Genomic DNA, 14,707 nt, shown 5'->3' with positions numbered 1-14,707 from the left:
ATCTTTAACTTCTCAACTATAAACGGATAAAACATATGAAACTGATCTTTGGAATTTTACTAGCCGGGCTTTTTAGCTGCAGCCAGCCGCAACAGGATGGCACTGGCGTTAAAACGATATCAGCCACCGAATATAAGGAACAAGCTAAGAAAGAGGGTGTTTTGGTTGATGTGCGCACTACCCAGGAGTTTGAGGCAGGGCATTTGACCGGGGCATCCAACGCTGATCTGCTGGATGGCACCTTTGCCAAAAGCATAAATGACTGGGATAAAGAAAAGACCTATTATCTTTACTGCAAAAGCGGAAACCGAAGTGGAAAAGCCGCTAAACTGATGGAAGAAGCCGGCTTTAAGAATGTGTATAATATTGGCGGTTACGAGGACCTTAAAAGCGCCGGTCTGCCAACACAGGAATAAACGCTATCCCTACATAAAACTATAACGCTTACACCCAACCAGAATGAAGATCGAGCAATTTTATGATAAAGGCCTGGCACATGCCAGTTATGCCATTATTAGTGAAGGTAAAATGGCCCTCGTAGACCCGGCCCGTGACCCACAACCTTACTACAATTTTGCAAAAGAGAATAATGCTGAGATAGTAGCAGTTTTTGAAACCCACCCCCACGCCGACTTTGTAAGCTCGCACCTGGAAATTGCAAAAAAAACTGGCGCTACCATTTATGTAAGCCAGCTACTCGGAGCCGATTACGACCATAAGCCTTTTGACGACGGCGACGAGCTGAAACTAGGCAAACTAACACTTCGTGCCCTGAACACACCCGGTCACTCCCCTGACTCGGTAACTATACTTTTGCTTGATGAGAACGGAAAACAACACGCTGCCTTTACCGGCGATGCTCTTTTTGTAGGCGATGTCGGCCGCCCGGACCTACGCGAAAACGTAGGCAACCTGACAGCCAAACGCGAAGAACTGGCAAAGCAAATGTACCATACAACAAACAACGTTTTCAAGAAACTGGACGAAGAAGTACTGGTTTACCCTGCCCACGGAGCCGGCTCTCTTTGTGGGAAAAACCTTAGCTCAGATACCTACTCTACTATAGGTCGCGAAAAAAGCACCAACTATGCCCTGCAGGATATGAGCGAGGATGATTTTGTGAAAACACTGCTGCAGGACCAGCCTTTTATACCGAAGTATTTCGGGCACGATGTGAGCATGAACAAAGCCGGAGCCGGAAGTTTTGAAGATGGCATAAACGCTGTACCACGCCTGAATAACGACGCAAAGCTGGAAGAAGGCGCACTTATAGTTGATACACGTCCGCAGGATCAGTTTAAAAAAGGACACCTACCGAACAGCATAAACATACAGGAAGGCGGCAAATTTGAGACCTGGCTTGGTTCTATAGTTGGCCCTTCTGAAAAGTTTTACCTGGTAGCTGAGAACGAAGAAGTGCTTAATTCCGTGATCCGCAAATCGGCTAAAATTGGTTATGAAGGTAACATTAAAGGTGCGCTGCTTACGCCAACTACACTCCCACAAAAAAGCCTGCAGACTGACCTTGACGACTTCAGCAATAACCCTGAAAAGTATACGATAGTTGATATCCGTAACACAGGAGAAGTGAAGGATGGCAAGATCTTCGAAAGTGCTGTAACTATACCATTGCCGGAACTACGCGAGCGGTTAAATGAGATACCAAAAGACAAACCACTGATGGTGCATTGCGCTGCCGGTTACCGTTCTGCTGCAGGGCAAAGTATACTGGAGCAGGCCCTTGATATCCCGGTTTACGACCTGAGCGATGCTATCAATTCCTTTAAGATGATAACACACTAACTATATACTAATTACGCAACTCAAAGCCTGCCTTAAACCGCAGGCTTTTTCTTTTATTTCGCTTCCGGACGTTAGCTTATAGTTTGCGCTAACTATAGGTTTTTCCCGTTTCAATAGCCTCTAATAATTTACCGTTCAACACGTATATTTATCCACTTTTTTGTCTTACTTTTGATAGTTGCAAACTACTGACTCTGCCAGAATACAACATTAATTTTCCAATTAGCCACTATGCCTTTCAACACCGCTTATGAAACCGACTTCTATAAAATAGAGGTCAACCTGGAAGGCAACCTGCTTTACTCCGAATGGCTTCGCCATGTATCCGAAGATGAACTGATAACCGGTGGCACAAAACTTTACGAAGTACTACGCGACACAAAAATAGAACGTGCGCTGGCAAACGGTCAGGCAATTGGCGCCCTTACACCCAATGCCAAAGAGTGGATGTCTGTTGAGTTTTACGAGCTGCTTTCCCAGACAAACCTGAAAAGACTTGCCAGAATTATGCCTGTCAGTGTGTTTCACCAGTTGGCCCTTGAGTCTGTAATTACCCGCGCCGAAGCTCTGGGCAAAACCCGTTTCCAGGTGAAGAATTTTTCTGATAAAGAAGAAGGCATGAAGTGGCTCATAGAAGCTTAAGTAGCCATTTCTTAAAAATAAGCCTTTTCCTGCTTTTCCTCCGCGTTCTTAATAATCCTTATCTAAAAGTTGCAATATACCGATATACTTATGTATCTTGAGTGCGGATTTGGAGATGAAGAATTATGCGCGTATTACACACTTCAGACTGGCATCTGGGCCAGCGCCTCGTTAACCTCGAACGTACTGAAGAACATCAGCACTTCCTGAATTGGTTGCTGCAAACCATTGAGCAGGAGCAGGTAGAAGTATTACTGATGGCCGGCGATGTGTTTGATACCGGCGCTCCTTCCAATACCGCTTTCAAACTATACTATGATTTCCTCAGGAAGGTGTGCGATACCTGCTGTCGACATATTGTGTTTATAGGCGGAAACCACGATTCGGTATCTACCCTTAATGCTCCCAAAGACCTGCTGGCCTGCATGAACATCCGGGTAATTGGTGGCGCCACCCCTGACCCGCTGGATGAGCTTATAGTTCTGAACGATGCTGCTGGCAAGCCCGAGCTTATAGTTTGCGCTGTACCTTTCCTCCGCGACCGCGATATCCGTTTATCTGTTCCCGGCGAAACATATGAGGAGCGCGAAGCCCGCCTAAAACAAGGCATCGCCAACCATTATGCCCAGTTTGTACCGCATGTGCAACCTTACAAAGCACAGCAACTACCGGTTGTAGCAATGGGCCATTTGTTTGCAGCCGGCGGCACTGCTTCCGAAAGCGAAAAAGAGATACATGTAGGTAACCTGGGGCAGATAGGGGCAGACCAGTTTCCTGAAGAATTTGACTATGTAGCCCTGGGCCATTTGCATCGTCCGCAGCAGGTTAACAAAGCCCACCACATCCGTTATTCCGGCTCACCAATTCCGCTTAGTTTTAGCGAGGTAACCGACAACAAAGTAGTTTTTATTCTGGATTTTGAAGCTGGCAAGTTAGCTGAGCTTCGTGAATTGGCTATTCCGGTTTGCCGCAAACTGGTGCGCTTTAAAGGCGACCTCGAGAAGGTAAAACAGCAGCTAGCCGTGTACGATAACAGCAACTATAGTTTACCAGCCTGGGCCGAGATACAACTCGAACTTGACGCGCCCCTACCCGACCTGAACCAGCAACTGGAGGAAGTATTGCAACTTAAAAAAGACGAACTGCACCTGCTCATTCATCGTCCGCCGATCATCAAAAGAGAACGCCAGACACTGGAACAACAGGTTCAGGAAGAAGCCGATCTGCACACACTAAAAGAGAACGATGTTTTCCTGAAACGCTGCCAAAGCGCTTTTCCTGAGAGTGATCATTCTGAGTTGGTTTCTAGCTTTAGCGAGCTGCTGGAATTGATGAGGCAGGAAGAATTTGAGAGTTAGAAAGTTAGGAAGTTAGAGAGTTTAGGAAGTATAATCTTACAAAGCCTTTTGGATTTGAGGATATCTTAATAATCAACAGAATGAAAAAGCTGCTGCTTTTCTTATTGTTACTGCCACTCGCGGTAAGTGCACAGAAATACAAAAAGGGTAATCCTTGCGCCAGGTATACAGATTACCTAACTAATGATCTCTCTCGCGGCTTTAAGGGAGACACCTTCACTTTTACAAACGAAATATTTAAAACTGCAGAAGACTTTTCTGTTCAGGCTATTACAGATTCGGTTGCTTTAGAAAAGCTTCGGGAGATGGCTAAGCTTGATATGGCATGTTTTATAAAAAGAGCCCCAAGTAAAAAGTACCGCGCTATTTTGGAGAAGGATTATACAGAGTTAAGCTATGAGCTCTACAAAACAGACGACGGGTTAACATATGGCATATTGAAAGCAGTTACCGGTAACCCTGAGAAATTTTACGCCCACACCATGATGGTAATGGATGGAAATATAGTACATGCCTACACCGATTTTGGAGAACAGGATTTTAACATTGAGCTTTTCGGTGCTGAGTTCAATGGAGAATATTATATCCTTCATGGCGAAGAAGAGAAAAACATTAACTCATATTACTATGGTAAATTCAGCTATAGTTTTAAGCCGAAAGAAAATGTGGCGACTTTCGAAAAATACATAAAGCACAAACTTAATTACAACTTACCCATTACCCCATGAAGATCCTGTCTGTCCGTTTCCAGAACCTGAACTCGCTGAAAGGTGAGCATGAGATCCGTTTCGACCAAAGCCCGTTGGTTGATGCTGGCTTGTTTGCGATTACCGGACCAACAGGCGCTGGTAAAACCACTATTCTGGATGCGATAACCGTGGGGCTTTATGGCATGGTGCACCGCCATAACAACGACAAACCGCTGGACCTGATGACGCGCCATACCTCAGAAAGCACTTCGGAAGTGGAGTTCGAAGCCAACGGCAAACGCTACCGCAGCAAATGGAACATACGCAGGAGCCGGGGCAAACTGGATGGCAAGATACAGGCCGTGCACATGGAGCTTTGCGACCTGGAAGACGACAAACCTTTCGATCTGAAGCCAAGCCAGGTACCTGATAAAGTAGCTGAGATATGTGGGCTGGACTATAGCCAGTTTTTGCGTTCGGTAATGTTGTCGCAGGGCGATTTTGCACGTTTCCTGAAAGCGAACCCGAACGAGCGCAGCAGCCTTTTAGAGAAAATAACCGATACAGGCATCTACTCCGACATCTCGAAATTTGCCTACGAAAAAGCGAAAACCGAACGGGCTAAAAGAGATGAATTAGAAGCAAGATTAAAGGACAGTAAATTGCTGCCCGAAGAAGTGCGTCTGGGCTACGAAGTAACTATAGCCGAGCTTACCGACACAGAAGCTACACTAACCACCGAAACCAGGCAACTACAGGAAAAGACCAACTGGCTCAGACAGTTGCAACAGCTCCGCGAGCGAGCCGGGAAATATAAAACTGAACTACAAACCCAGGAAGAAAAACTGGCAAGTCTGCAGCCCGATTTTATAAAACTACAGCAGCACGAACAGGCAAACCAGTTTGTTGGCGAACTTACGCAGATAAAAGTTGCCAACGGCAGGCTAACTGAAGTGCAGGCACAACTTTTAACCTTAGAAAAACAGATACCTCTGCTGGAAGCCGAACTGGAACAGGCTGGACACGCGGCACTACAGGCAACTAAAGCACATCAGCAACAGGAAGAAACTATACAGAAACTGGAGCCGCTACTGGCACAGGTACAGCAACTCGACCATCAGTTGGAAACGATACGAGAGCAGTTCAAAACCGATCGGGAAGCTTACGTGCAATTTGACACAGCGCTGCAGCAGGACAAAACTATACTTGCTGAAAAAAATAAGGAACTCGAGTTAAAGAAACAGCAAGCCACAGCGCTTAAAAAATGGCTGCAGGACAATGCGAAACTGAAAGACATGCGCGAGCACCTGCACGAATTTCGCCAGACCATAAAAGACCTGACTGATACCGAACGAACTATAGCCAACCTGACACAGGAACAGCAAACTATAAATCAGCAACTGCAAACCGAAGCCGCACAACTGGCAACTATAAATGCCGCTCAGAAAGAGCAGCAGCAAAAGCAAAATGAGATGGATGCGCAGAAGCAGGAAAAACTGGCCCAGCTGCAAATCTTACTTGCCACCAAAAGCATGGATGAACTGGAAAAACTGGCCCAGGAACAACCGCTTTTACTGTCCCGTTACGAACGCTTATTGGAGTTATCAAAGAACTATAGTTTACAGCAGCAAAAGTCTGTTCACTTAACCGACCAATTAATTCAGTTGGAGCAAACTATAGGTATTAAAAAAGAAGAGCTTACCAAAGCAGAAACAAATTATAAAACGGCCTATGAACGCCTGCAGGACCTGCAGAAACTGGTAACCCTGCAGCAACGCATTCAGGAACTGGAGCAACATCGCCATAGTTTGCAACCAGACCAGCCGTGTCCGCTTTGCGGCTCCGAAGAGCACCCGTTTGTAGAAGGCAATTACACCAGCACCTTGTCGGAAGAAGAACAGCGTCGCGATACGCAACAGGCGTTGGTAAAAGAGATTGACGCAGCCAAAAATGCACTGCAACTGCACCTGAATACGCTCCAGAACCAACACGACAGCACTACAAAAGCCAAAGCAGAAACAGATGCTGAACTTGCCCGTTTGCTGCAGAACTATAAGCTGCAAAGCGAAGGTGTAACTACAGCTATCACAGAAACCGAAGCCCTTCAGCAGCGACTACAACAACAGAACGAAATACTGAGTAAGCTTACTCAGACGCTAACTATAGCACGCTCCCTGAGCCGTGAAATTGAAACTACAAACCAGCAACTACAACAATTCCGCGAGCAACAGTTACAGGCACAGAACCGGATCAGCAAACTGGAAAGCTCCGATGAAATGCTACGCAAGCAGCTAAGCCGATTTACATTGCAACTACAGGATCTGCAGGAACAGCAGCAGGTTTTCACGGAAACGGCACAGTCGTTTGCAGCCAGCTATAGTTTGGAATTTGTACCCGGTAAACGCCAGGAGTTATTAAACCACCTGGAAGAGCAGACCAACCATTACCTGCAGCAGCACGATGCATACGAAGCCCTGCGCGACCCATATCTGAAGCTTGATGAGCAGGTAAAAAATCTGACCGAAAAAGTAGTTGAAAAAGAACAATTACTTAAAGATAAAAAGGCAACACTGGAACGTGTACATGTACAACTGACAGAACTGAAAGAAAAACGCCACCAGCTTTTCGGTGATAAAAAACCGGAGCAGGAGCGCCAGGCGGCAAACTTCGAACTTACCAACCTTGCCAAACAGGCTGAAAATGCACGCGCTGCCCAGCAAAAAAAGCACCACGAGCTACATGAACAGCGCCAGCGTCAGCAGGAATATACCAACACGCACACCAGTAAAAAATCTGAGTTAGACGCGTTGCGTGATGGCTTGTTACACGTACTCCGTGAGAAAGGAATCGAAACGATAGAAGCGCTCAGCCAGATGTTGCTCGACCGTGACGAAGCCGACCGACTTGCCAACCAGAAAGCGTTGGTTGAGAAGCAACTGACCGAACTCCGCAAAAGCCTGAGCAACGTACAGCACGACCTTGCAACGGAGGAAGCAAGAAACCTGACCTCCGAAACTATAGAAACCCTGCAGCAGCAGCTTGCCACCAAAACTACCGAACTGCACGAACTTATTGCAAGCCGCGCCAGGCTGCAGCAACTATTGGAGCAGGACAAACAGCAACGCGAAAAGAATCTGGAACTGGCCAATCAACTACAGATTCAGCAACAGGAGTGTAACCGCTGGACACAGCTCGCTGATTTGATCGGTTCTGCTGATGGTAACAAGTTTAGCCGATTCGCGCAAGGCCTTACCCTGGCACGATTGGTAGAACTGGCTAACCGCCATTTACAAAAACTCAACGACCGTTACCGCATCCAGAAAACGGAAGGCGAAGACTTGGAGTTGGCTATAGTTGACACCTACCAGGCCGAAGCCATCCGCCCTATGAATACTTTATCGGGCGGCGAAAGCTTCCTGGTAAGTTTAGCGCTGGCATTGGGTTTATCAGACCTGGCTGGTCGCCGTACCCAGATAAATTCCCTGTTCATAGACGAAGGCTTCGGAACACTGGACGCAGACACCCTGGATTCTGCTATTTCCACGTTAGAAAATCTGCAAGCAAGTGGCAAAATGATCGGTATCATCTCGCACGTCGAAGCCTTGAAAGAACGCATCAGTACACAAATAAAGATTCAGAAATTAGCTGGTGGAGTTAGTAAGGTGGAGGTTGTGGGGTGGTAACTATAATTGATAATTCGATTAATTTGTCATCCCGAGCGTCAGCCGAGGGATCTTATGTGTTCTATAGTTTACTTTCCTTTTAACCTGAACCAAGCTATCTTTTCAAACCACCTCTATTCCTAGGAGCTTTACTAACCTATCGTTTCATCTTAACCTTTGGTGCCCTCACGGCCGGGAGGCCCCGTCTTCGGGCATCGCGCTGTGCGAATCTCTTTTGTTCGTGCCTCACAATGCCTGCGGCACCAGATATTCACAAGGCGCTCAACCCAAAGACTGAGATCTTTCTCATAGCAACCGCTTAACTATAGTTTGAGTCGATAAGCTTCGAGATTTATCATGGTTGTATTTCCGTAGGGACAGGTCGCGACCTGTCCGTGGATAGAATGTAACTATAGAACTATAATGCTAACTATAGCAACAGCAGAAAGTCCCCCTTTGAAGGGGGTGGAGGGGGATGTTAATCTGTACCAGATCTCTCACGCTGTTCGAGATGACAAAGTAAAAAGCAGAAAAACTCCCCGCCTTAGACTACCGTGAACGAGAGTTCGAAGGTAGCAAGCGTAGCTCTGTGGGGTTGGGGTGGTTGGATAACACAAACTATAAAACTATAGACAAAGCCTCAGCCAAGCCTTGTCCCTATCGGGCCAGTTGAGTCAGGAGACTCAACACCATTTTAAGTCACGAGTCAGGAGACTCGCGCCAGCGGTACGGACTACAACAACTAAAGCCACTACCATCCCATTCACAATTCAGCCAAAAATTCTGCCTCTCTGCCGATTTTTAACTATAGTTGGTCTAAAGCAATTTCTTACTGAACTTTCCTTTTGTATATTCACTTTGACTAACTATACTTTCCTGTTCAAAATCAGAACAAACATGAAGAAATCAATACACCTGAACAAGGGCGGATGGAAGAAGAACCTGCTTCTGCTTTGCTCGCTGGGTTTGTTGCTGGAGCCAACCATGGCCCAGGATACAGCCAAACCTAAAAAAGACAAAGACAAGAAAGAGGAGCAAAAAGATCTTCCGCTGGAAGGAGCCCGCAAAATAAGCATCAACACATCTGAAGGGTCGTGGCTGTCTTTGGACGTGAGCCCGGATGGCAAGCAGATCATTTTCGATATGCTGGGCGACTTGTATTTGCTACCCATAACAGGAGGTAAGGCAACGCAGCTAACCGACGGAATGGCCTTTGATACGCAGGCGCGTTTCAGCCCGGATGGCAAGTCTATTGTGTTCATGTCGGACAGAGATGGCTCGGACAACGTCTGGACAATGGAACTGGCAACCAAAAAGCCAAAGCAGATAAGCAAAAGCAAGAACGAAAACTTTTTCTCGGCCGAGTGGACGCCTGATGGCGAATACCTGGTAGCATCAAAAGGTCGTCGTAATTTAAAACTGCACCTTTACCACAAAGACGGTGGTACAGGTATACAGCTCATCAATAAGCCTGAGACCATGAAAACGGTGGAGCCTGCTTTTGGTAAGGACAGCCGCTATATCTGGTTTTCGCAGCGCAACGGTGCCTGGAACTATAACGCACAATTACCGCAGTACCAGCTGGCTACTTTTGACCGACAGACCGGTGAGATCGACAGCAAATCATCACGTTATGGTTCTGCCTTTACTCCCACCCTTTCTCCGGACGGAACCTGGCTGGTGTATGGCACACGCCACAACAACCATACTGGTTTAGTTGCCCAGAACCTGAAAACTGGTGAAGAAAAATGGCTTGCCTACCCGGTACAGCGTGACGAGCAGGAATCTATAGCGCCGCTTGGTGTTTTGCCTGCCATGTCCTTCACGCCGGATAGCAAAGAGCTTATTGCGTCTTATGGCGGTAAAATTCACAGAATACCGGTTGCAGGCGGACCTGCGCTGGAGATTCCTTTCCAGGTAAGCACCGAGATCGCAGTTGGCCCTCAGCTGGATTTTAAATACCCGATCAAGGATGATAAAATGATGACCGTAACGCAGCTCCGCGATGCAGCTGTATCGCCGGATGGCAAGCGTGTTGCTTTTACTGCCCTCGACAGGCTTTATGTAATGGATTTCCCGAACGGTACGCCAAAACGTTTAACGGACCAGGAATTCACGCAGGCACAGCCAACCTGGTCACCGGATGGTAAAACGATTGCTTACGTTACCTGGCACGAGAAAACCGGTGGCGCCATCTACAAAACAAACGCTAACGGCAAAGGCAAACCGACCAAACTGACCCAGGAAAATGCAGTGTTCCAGGAGCCGGTATTTACCCCGAACGGTGACCGCATTGTGTTTGCGAAAGGTTCTTCACAATCTTACAGAGAAGATCCGGGTCCGGGCGCTTTCGATTCTCGCCAAACTATAAACTGGATACCTGCAAAAGGTGGCCAGAGCACGTTTGTTGCTAATGCCGGCGTAGGCGCTAACCCGCACTTCGTGAAAGGCGACGACCGCATTTACCTGTTCAATAACGCGGATGGCCTTATCTCGATCCGTTGGGATGGCAGCGACAAAAAATCTTACCTGAAAGTAAAAGGTATTACCACGTTTGGTACCGTTGCCGGAGATGGCGTGATGGAAGAAATGTGCCACATGCTGCACCAAAACGAGCGTGAGCCGCAACAAAAACCTTCAGAAGCAACTACCATCATTAAGGCACCGGTTGGCGACAAAGCGCTTGCACTCATCAACAACGAAATTTATGTTGTAACCATACCGGTTGTAGGCGGCGAAACACCAACTATATCGGTAGCAGATGTGGCTTCGTCGCAGTTCCCGAGCTGGAAATTAACGGAGATCGGCGGACAATTCCCAAGCTGGTCTGCAGATGGCAAAACTGTTTACTGGACGATCGGTCACGGTTTCTTCTCTTATAACCTGGATGAAGCCAGAGCGAAGAAAGAAGAAATGGATTTGGCAGCTGAAAAGAAAAAAGAAGCTAAGACAGAAGTTAAAACTGACAGCGCCAATGCCGAAAAAGAAGCCATTGTTATAGAAGGTTACAAACCGAAAGAAACCAAAATAGCGATACAGGTTCCGCGTGATATTCCGCAGGGCATTGTGTTGCTGCAGGGTGCGCGCATTATTACCATGAACGGTAGTGAGGTGATCGAAAACGGCGACATACTGGTAGAGAACAACCGCATTAAAGCTGTTGGCAAGTCTGGTTCGTTAACAGTACCGCAGGGCGCTAAGATTGTAGATGTAAAAGGCAAAACGATAACCCCGGGCTTTGTAGATACGCACTCGCACATGTGGCCGCGCTGGGGTGTGCACACCAACCAGGTTTGGATGTATGCCGCTAACTTGGCTTACGGTGTAACAACAACCCGCGACCCTCAAACCGGAACTACAGACGTGTTAACATACAGCGACCTGGTTGATGCCGGTAAAATGATCGGCCCAAGAGTTTACTCTACAGGTCCTGGTGTAGGTTTCTGGTCTTATAACCTGAAGAGCCTGGAGCAGACAAAGAATGTATTGCGCCAGTACTCTGAATACTACAACACCAAAACTATAAAAATGTACCTGGTAGGTAACCGCCAGCATCGTCAGTGGATCATTATGGCTGCTAAAGAGCAGGGCTTGTTACCAACTACAGAAGGTGGCCTTGACTTTAAACTGAACATGACCCAGGCTATAGATGGCTATCCGGGCCACGAGCACTCTTTCCCTATCTACCCGCTTTACAAAGATGTGGTTGATTTTGTAGCCAAAACTAAAATGGCTTACACGCCTACCTTGCTGGTATCTTATGGCGGACCATGGGCTGAGAACTATTACTATGCAACAGAGGATGTAGTGGGCGACAAAAAACTTAACTACTTTACACCAAAAGCCGAACTGGACTCAAAGGCAAGACGCAGAGCCGGTTGGTTTACAAAAGATGAGCACATTTTCTCGCGCCACGCTGAGTTTGTGAACGACCTGGTAAAAGAAGGTGGTCTGGCAGGTGTAGGATCGCATGGTCAGTTGCAGGGCCTTGGCTACCACTGGGAACTATGGTCGGTGCAGTCGGGTGGCATGAGCAACCACGATGCGCTTAAAGTGGCCACTATACTTGGTGCAAAATCGCTTGGGTTAGATGGTGATATCGGATCAATTGAGAATGGTAAACTGGCTGACCTGGTAATTATGGACAACAACCCACTGGAGAACATCCGTAATACCAACACTATAAAATACGTGATGCGCAACGGTCGCCTGTTCGATGCCAATACAATGGATGAGCTGGCTCCTACTGCCCGCAAAGCTCCGGACTTTGACTGGCACAGCGCGATGCCGGTTGGAGTACCTGGCATTAAGCAGTAAAAACTTAGAATTTCAGTGCAAAAAAGCCCTTCACTCTGGTGAAGGGCTTTTTTGTTTGGGTAAACTATAACGTATCCTATAACTCCTTACTTAAAGCGCATTAAAACAATTATATAGAAATGTATTTGTATTACTAAATCCTTATATTTGCTTAGTTATAGCCACCCTTTTACTCTAACGAAAACAAACTTTACTAAGCCGCCAGCCTATGATTGCAGTTCTACTCATCCAATTTATACTGCTTATTATTGTACCAGCCCCCCAAGGCACCACTACGCAAAATACGGCCATAAAAAACACAGAGGAGTTGCACCACAAGGCCGATGAACTTTGTGAACTTAGTAAGTCTTATTGGTACACCGATCCTAAAAGTGCAGTGGCCTACGGCAAAGAAGCGATCGTAATAGCTGAAACGATAAATGACACGCTCCTGATGGCGAAAGCCTACAATAATACCGGGGCCGGCTTCTTTAATCTCGGAGACTACAACACATCAGCTGATTATTATTATAAGGCTGTAAAGCTGCGCGAATCATTGAGAGATACGGCAGGGCTTAGTGCCAGTTACAGCAACATCGGTAGCATTTACCTGAGCCAGAAAAATTACCACAAGGCCAAAATATACTATAACAAAGCCCTTACCCTTTCGAGCCAGGTAAAGGACACGTTGGTTATAAGCCGGGCACTTAACAACCTGGGCAATGTGTATGAGCGCCAGGAGAAATTTGATGTAGCGCTGCGTTATTACCTCAAGTCGCTTCCGCTAAAAGAGAAGACCCGCGACACAAAGGGCATGGTTATCAGCCTGATAAACATTGGCAACACCTACCAGAAACAGGGCAAATACAGCAATGCACTGCATTACCTGCAGCGTGGCCTGGCGCTTTCCGTTTTAACCAAAAGCCTGCACGACCAGACATACGCCTACCGTGGGCTTGCCGAGATCTACCTGGGGTTAAAAGACTATGAGAAAGCCGTGTTGTATGGAGAACAAAGCCTGAAAGTGGCCCAGAATACCTATTCTAAAAACGAGGCGAAAACATCGGCTGAGGTACTGCAGAAAATATTCAGCCAGACCGGCGACTACAAACAGGCCTACAATTATCTCAAACTTTCGGCGGCTTACAACGATAGTATAAACACCGAAGAAATTACCCGGCAAACAACCAGTTTCCAGGTGAAGTACGAAACAGCCCAGAAGGAAAAAGAAAACCTGAAACTGCTGGCCGAACACGAAAAACACGAACAGGAAATTGAGCACAAAACTATAGTTCAGTATGCTACTATCTTGTTGCTGATATTGTCTTTAACGGTGGTTATAGTTGCTTACCTTGGCAACCGCCGCATGAAACGCCTGAACAAACTGCTATCCAGGAAAAACAAAAAAGTAAGCAAGTACAGCGAGGATATTAAACGTAAAAAGAACGAACTGGCAGCCCAGGCCCTGGTATTGCAACAGCAGAAAGAAGAACTCGAAAACCTGAACCAGTTAAAAGACAAACTCTTCTCTATAGTTGCGCATGACCTTCGTGGGCCGTTGCTGTCGTTAAAATCGTTGTTGCAGGTGCTGGCGATGGGCAAAATTCAGGAGCAGCAGTTTTTACATTTTGCCAAAACCCTGGAAGCCGAGCAGCAGAATACCTTATGGCTGGTTGATAACCTGCTGATCTGGGCGCGGTCGCAGATGCAGGGCACGTCGGTTAAGCCAGAGCCGATCAGTATCTATAGTTTGGCAAACAATACGCTTACCCTGCTGGCACCACAGGCACAACGCAAAAGTGTACAACTGCATAATCTCTCCCGGCAGGATATAGAGGGTTTTGCGGATACCGATATGATACAGTTGGTACTCCGAAACCTGTTATCTAACGCCATAAAATTCTGTAACGAAGGTGATGTGATAACTATAGAAACCGAACCAGCGGACAACGACATGCTTTTAGTTTCTGTCCGGGATACAGGGATCGGTATAAAAGCCGAGAAACTGCCAAAACTGTTTGGGTTACGCACTTATACTAGCCTGGGCACAGCCAAAGAAAAAGGTAGTGGTCTTGGCCTGGCTATGTGCCGCGACTTTGTAGAGAATAACGGCGGAAAGATATGGGTAGAAAGCACAGAGGGAGAAGGAAGCACCTTTAAGTTTACCATTCCGCTTGCCCCTCAAACTATAGCTATAGCACCGGAACTGGAATCTGCCGAGGCTATTTAAAACAAAGCTGCTATAGTTAAGTATACT

Annotated in this window: 8 protein-coding genes; all 8 read left to right on the top strand. The window is 46.8% G+C overall.

The genetic code is table 11. The annotated features are described in order from the left end of the window. Window positions 1-35 precede the first annotated feature (35 nt). The 8 genes from ABS362_RS09870 (at window position 36) to ABS362_RS09835 (ending at window position 14,680) form a co-directional block, all read left to right on the top strand. Window positions 36-416 (top strand): rhodanese-like domain-containing protein, encoded by a 381-nt coding sequence (locus ABS362_RS09870; protein ID WP_350412279.1) that lies wholly within the window; start codon window positions 36-38, stop codon window positions 414-416. A 43-nt stretch (window positions 417-459) separates the two neighbouring features. After that, window positions 460-1,803 carry an MBL fold metallo-hydrolase gene (locus ABS362_RS09865; RefSeq protein WP_350412278.1) on the top strand — a complete coding sequence of 448 codons (1,344 nt, stop codon included), beginning with the start codon at window positions 460-462 and terminating at the stop codon, window positions 1,801-1,803. Window positions 1,804-2,034: 231 nt separating this feature from the next. Continuing rightward, the gene (locus ABS362_RS09860; RefSeq protein ID WP_350412277.1) at window positions 2,035-2,445 is read left to right on the top strand and encodes a hypothetical protein; all 411 of its coding nucleotides are present in this window, start codon (window positions 2,035-2,037) and stop codon (window positions 2,443-2,445) included. A 125-nt stretch (window positions 2,446-2,570) separates the two neighbouring features. Then, window positions 2,571-3,803, top strand: coding sequence for an exonuclease SbcCD subunit D C-terminal domain-containing protein (locus ABS362_RS09855; protein ID WP_350412276.1), 1,233 nt, complete (start codon window positions 2,571-2,573; stop codon window positions 3,801-3,803). An 80-nt stretch (window positions 3,804-3,883) separates the two neighbouring features. Further along, the gene (locus ABS362_RS09850) at window positions 3,884-4,531 is read left to right on the top strand and encodes a hypothetical protein (RefSeq protein ID WP_350412275.1); all 648 of its coding nucleotides are present in this window, start codon (window positions 3,884-3,886) and stop codon (window positions 4,529-4,531) included. Continuing rightward, window positions 4,528-8,175 (top strand): AAA family ATPase, encoded by a 3,648-nt coding sequence (locus ABS362_RS09845; protein ID WP_350412274.1) that lies wholly within the window; start codon window positions 4,528-4,530, stop codon window positions 8,173-8,175. The genes ABS362_RS09850 and ABS362_RS09845 overlap by 4 nt, the downstream gene beginning before the upstream one ends. A gap of 876 nt (window positions 8,176-9,051) precedes the next feature. Continuing rightward, window positions 9,052-12,471 (top strand): amidohydrolase family protein, encoded by a 3,420-nt coding sequence (locus tag ABS362_RS09840; RefSeq protein WP_350412273.1) that lies wholly within the window; start codon window positions 9,052-9,054, stop codon window positions 12,469-12,471. 208 nt (window positions 12,472-12,679) lie between these two features. Continuing rightward, on the top strand, window positions 12,680-14,680 hold the full coding sequence (locus tag ABS362_RS09835) for a tetratricopeptide repeat-containing sensor histidine kinase (protein WP_350412272.1): 2,001 nt from the start codon (window positions 12,680-12,682) through the stop codon (window positions 14,678-14,680). Window positions 14,681-14,707 lie beyond the last annotated feature (27 nt).

The organism is Pontibacter populi, assembly GCF_040278685.1.
GTDB classification, from domain to species: Bacteria; Bacteroidota; Bacteroidia; order Cytophagales; family Hymenobacteraceae; genus Pontibacter; species Pontibacter populi.
The sequence above is the reverse complement of the archived record's forward strand: the minus strand, read 5'-3'. Positions and strand labels throughout refer to the sequence as shown.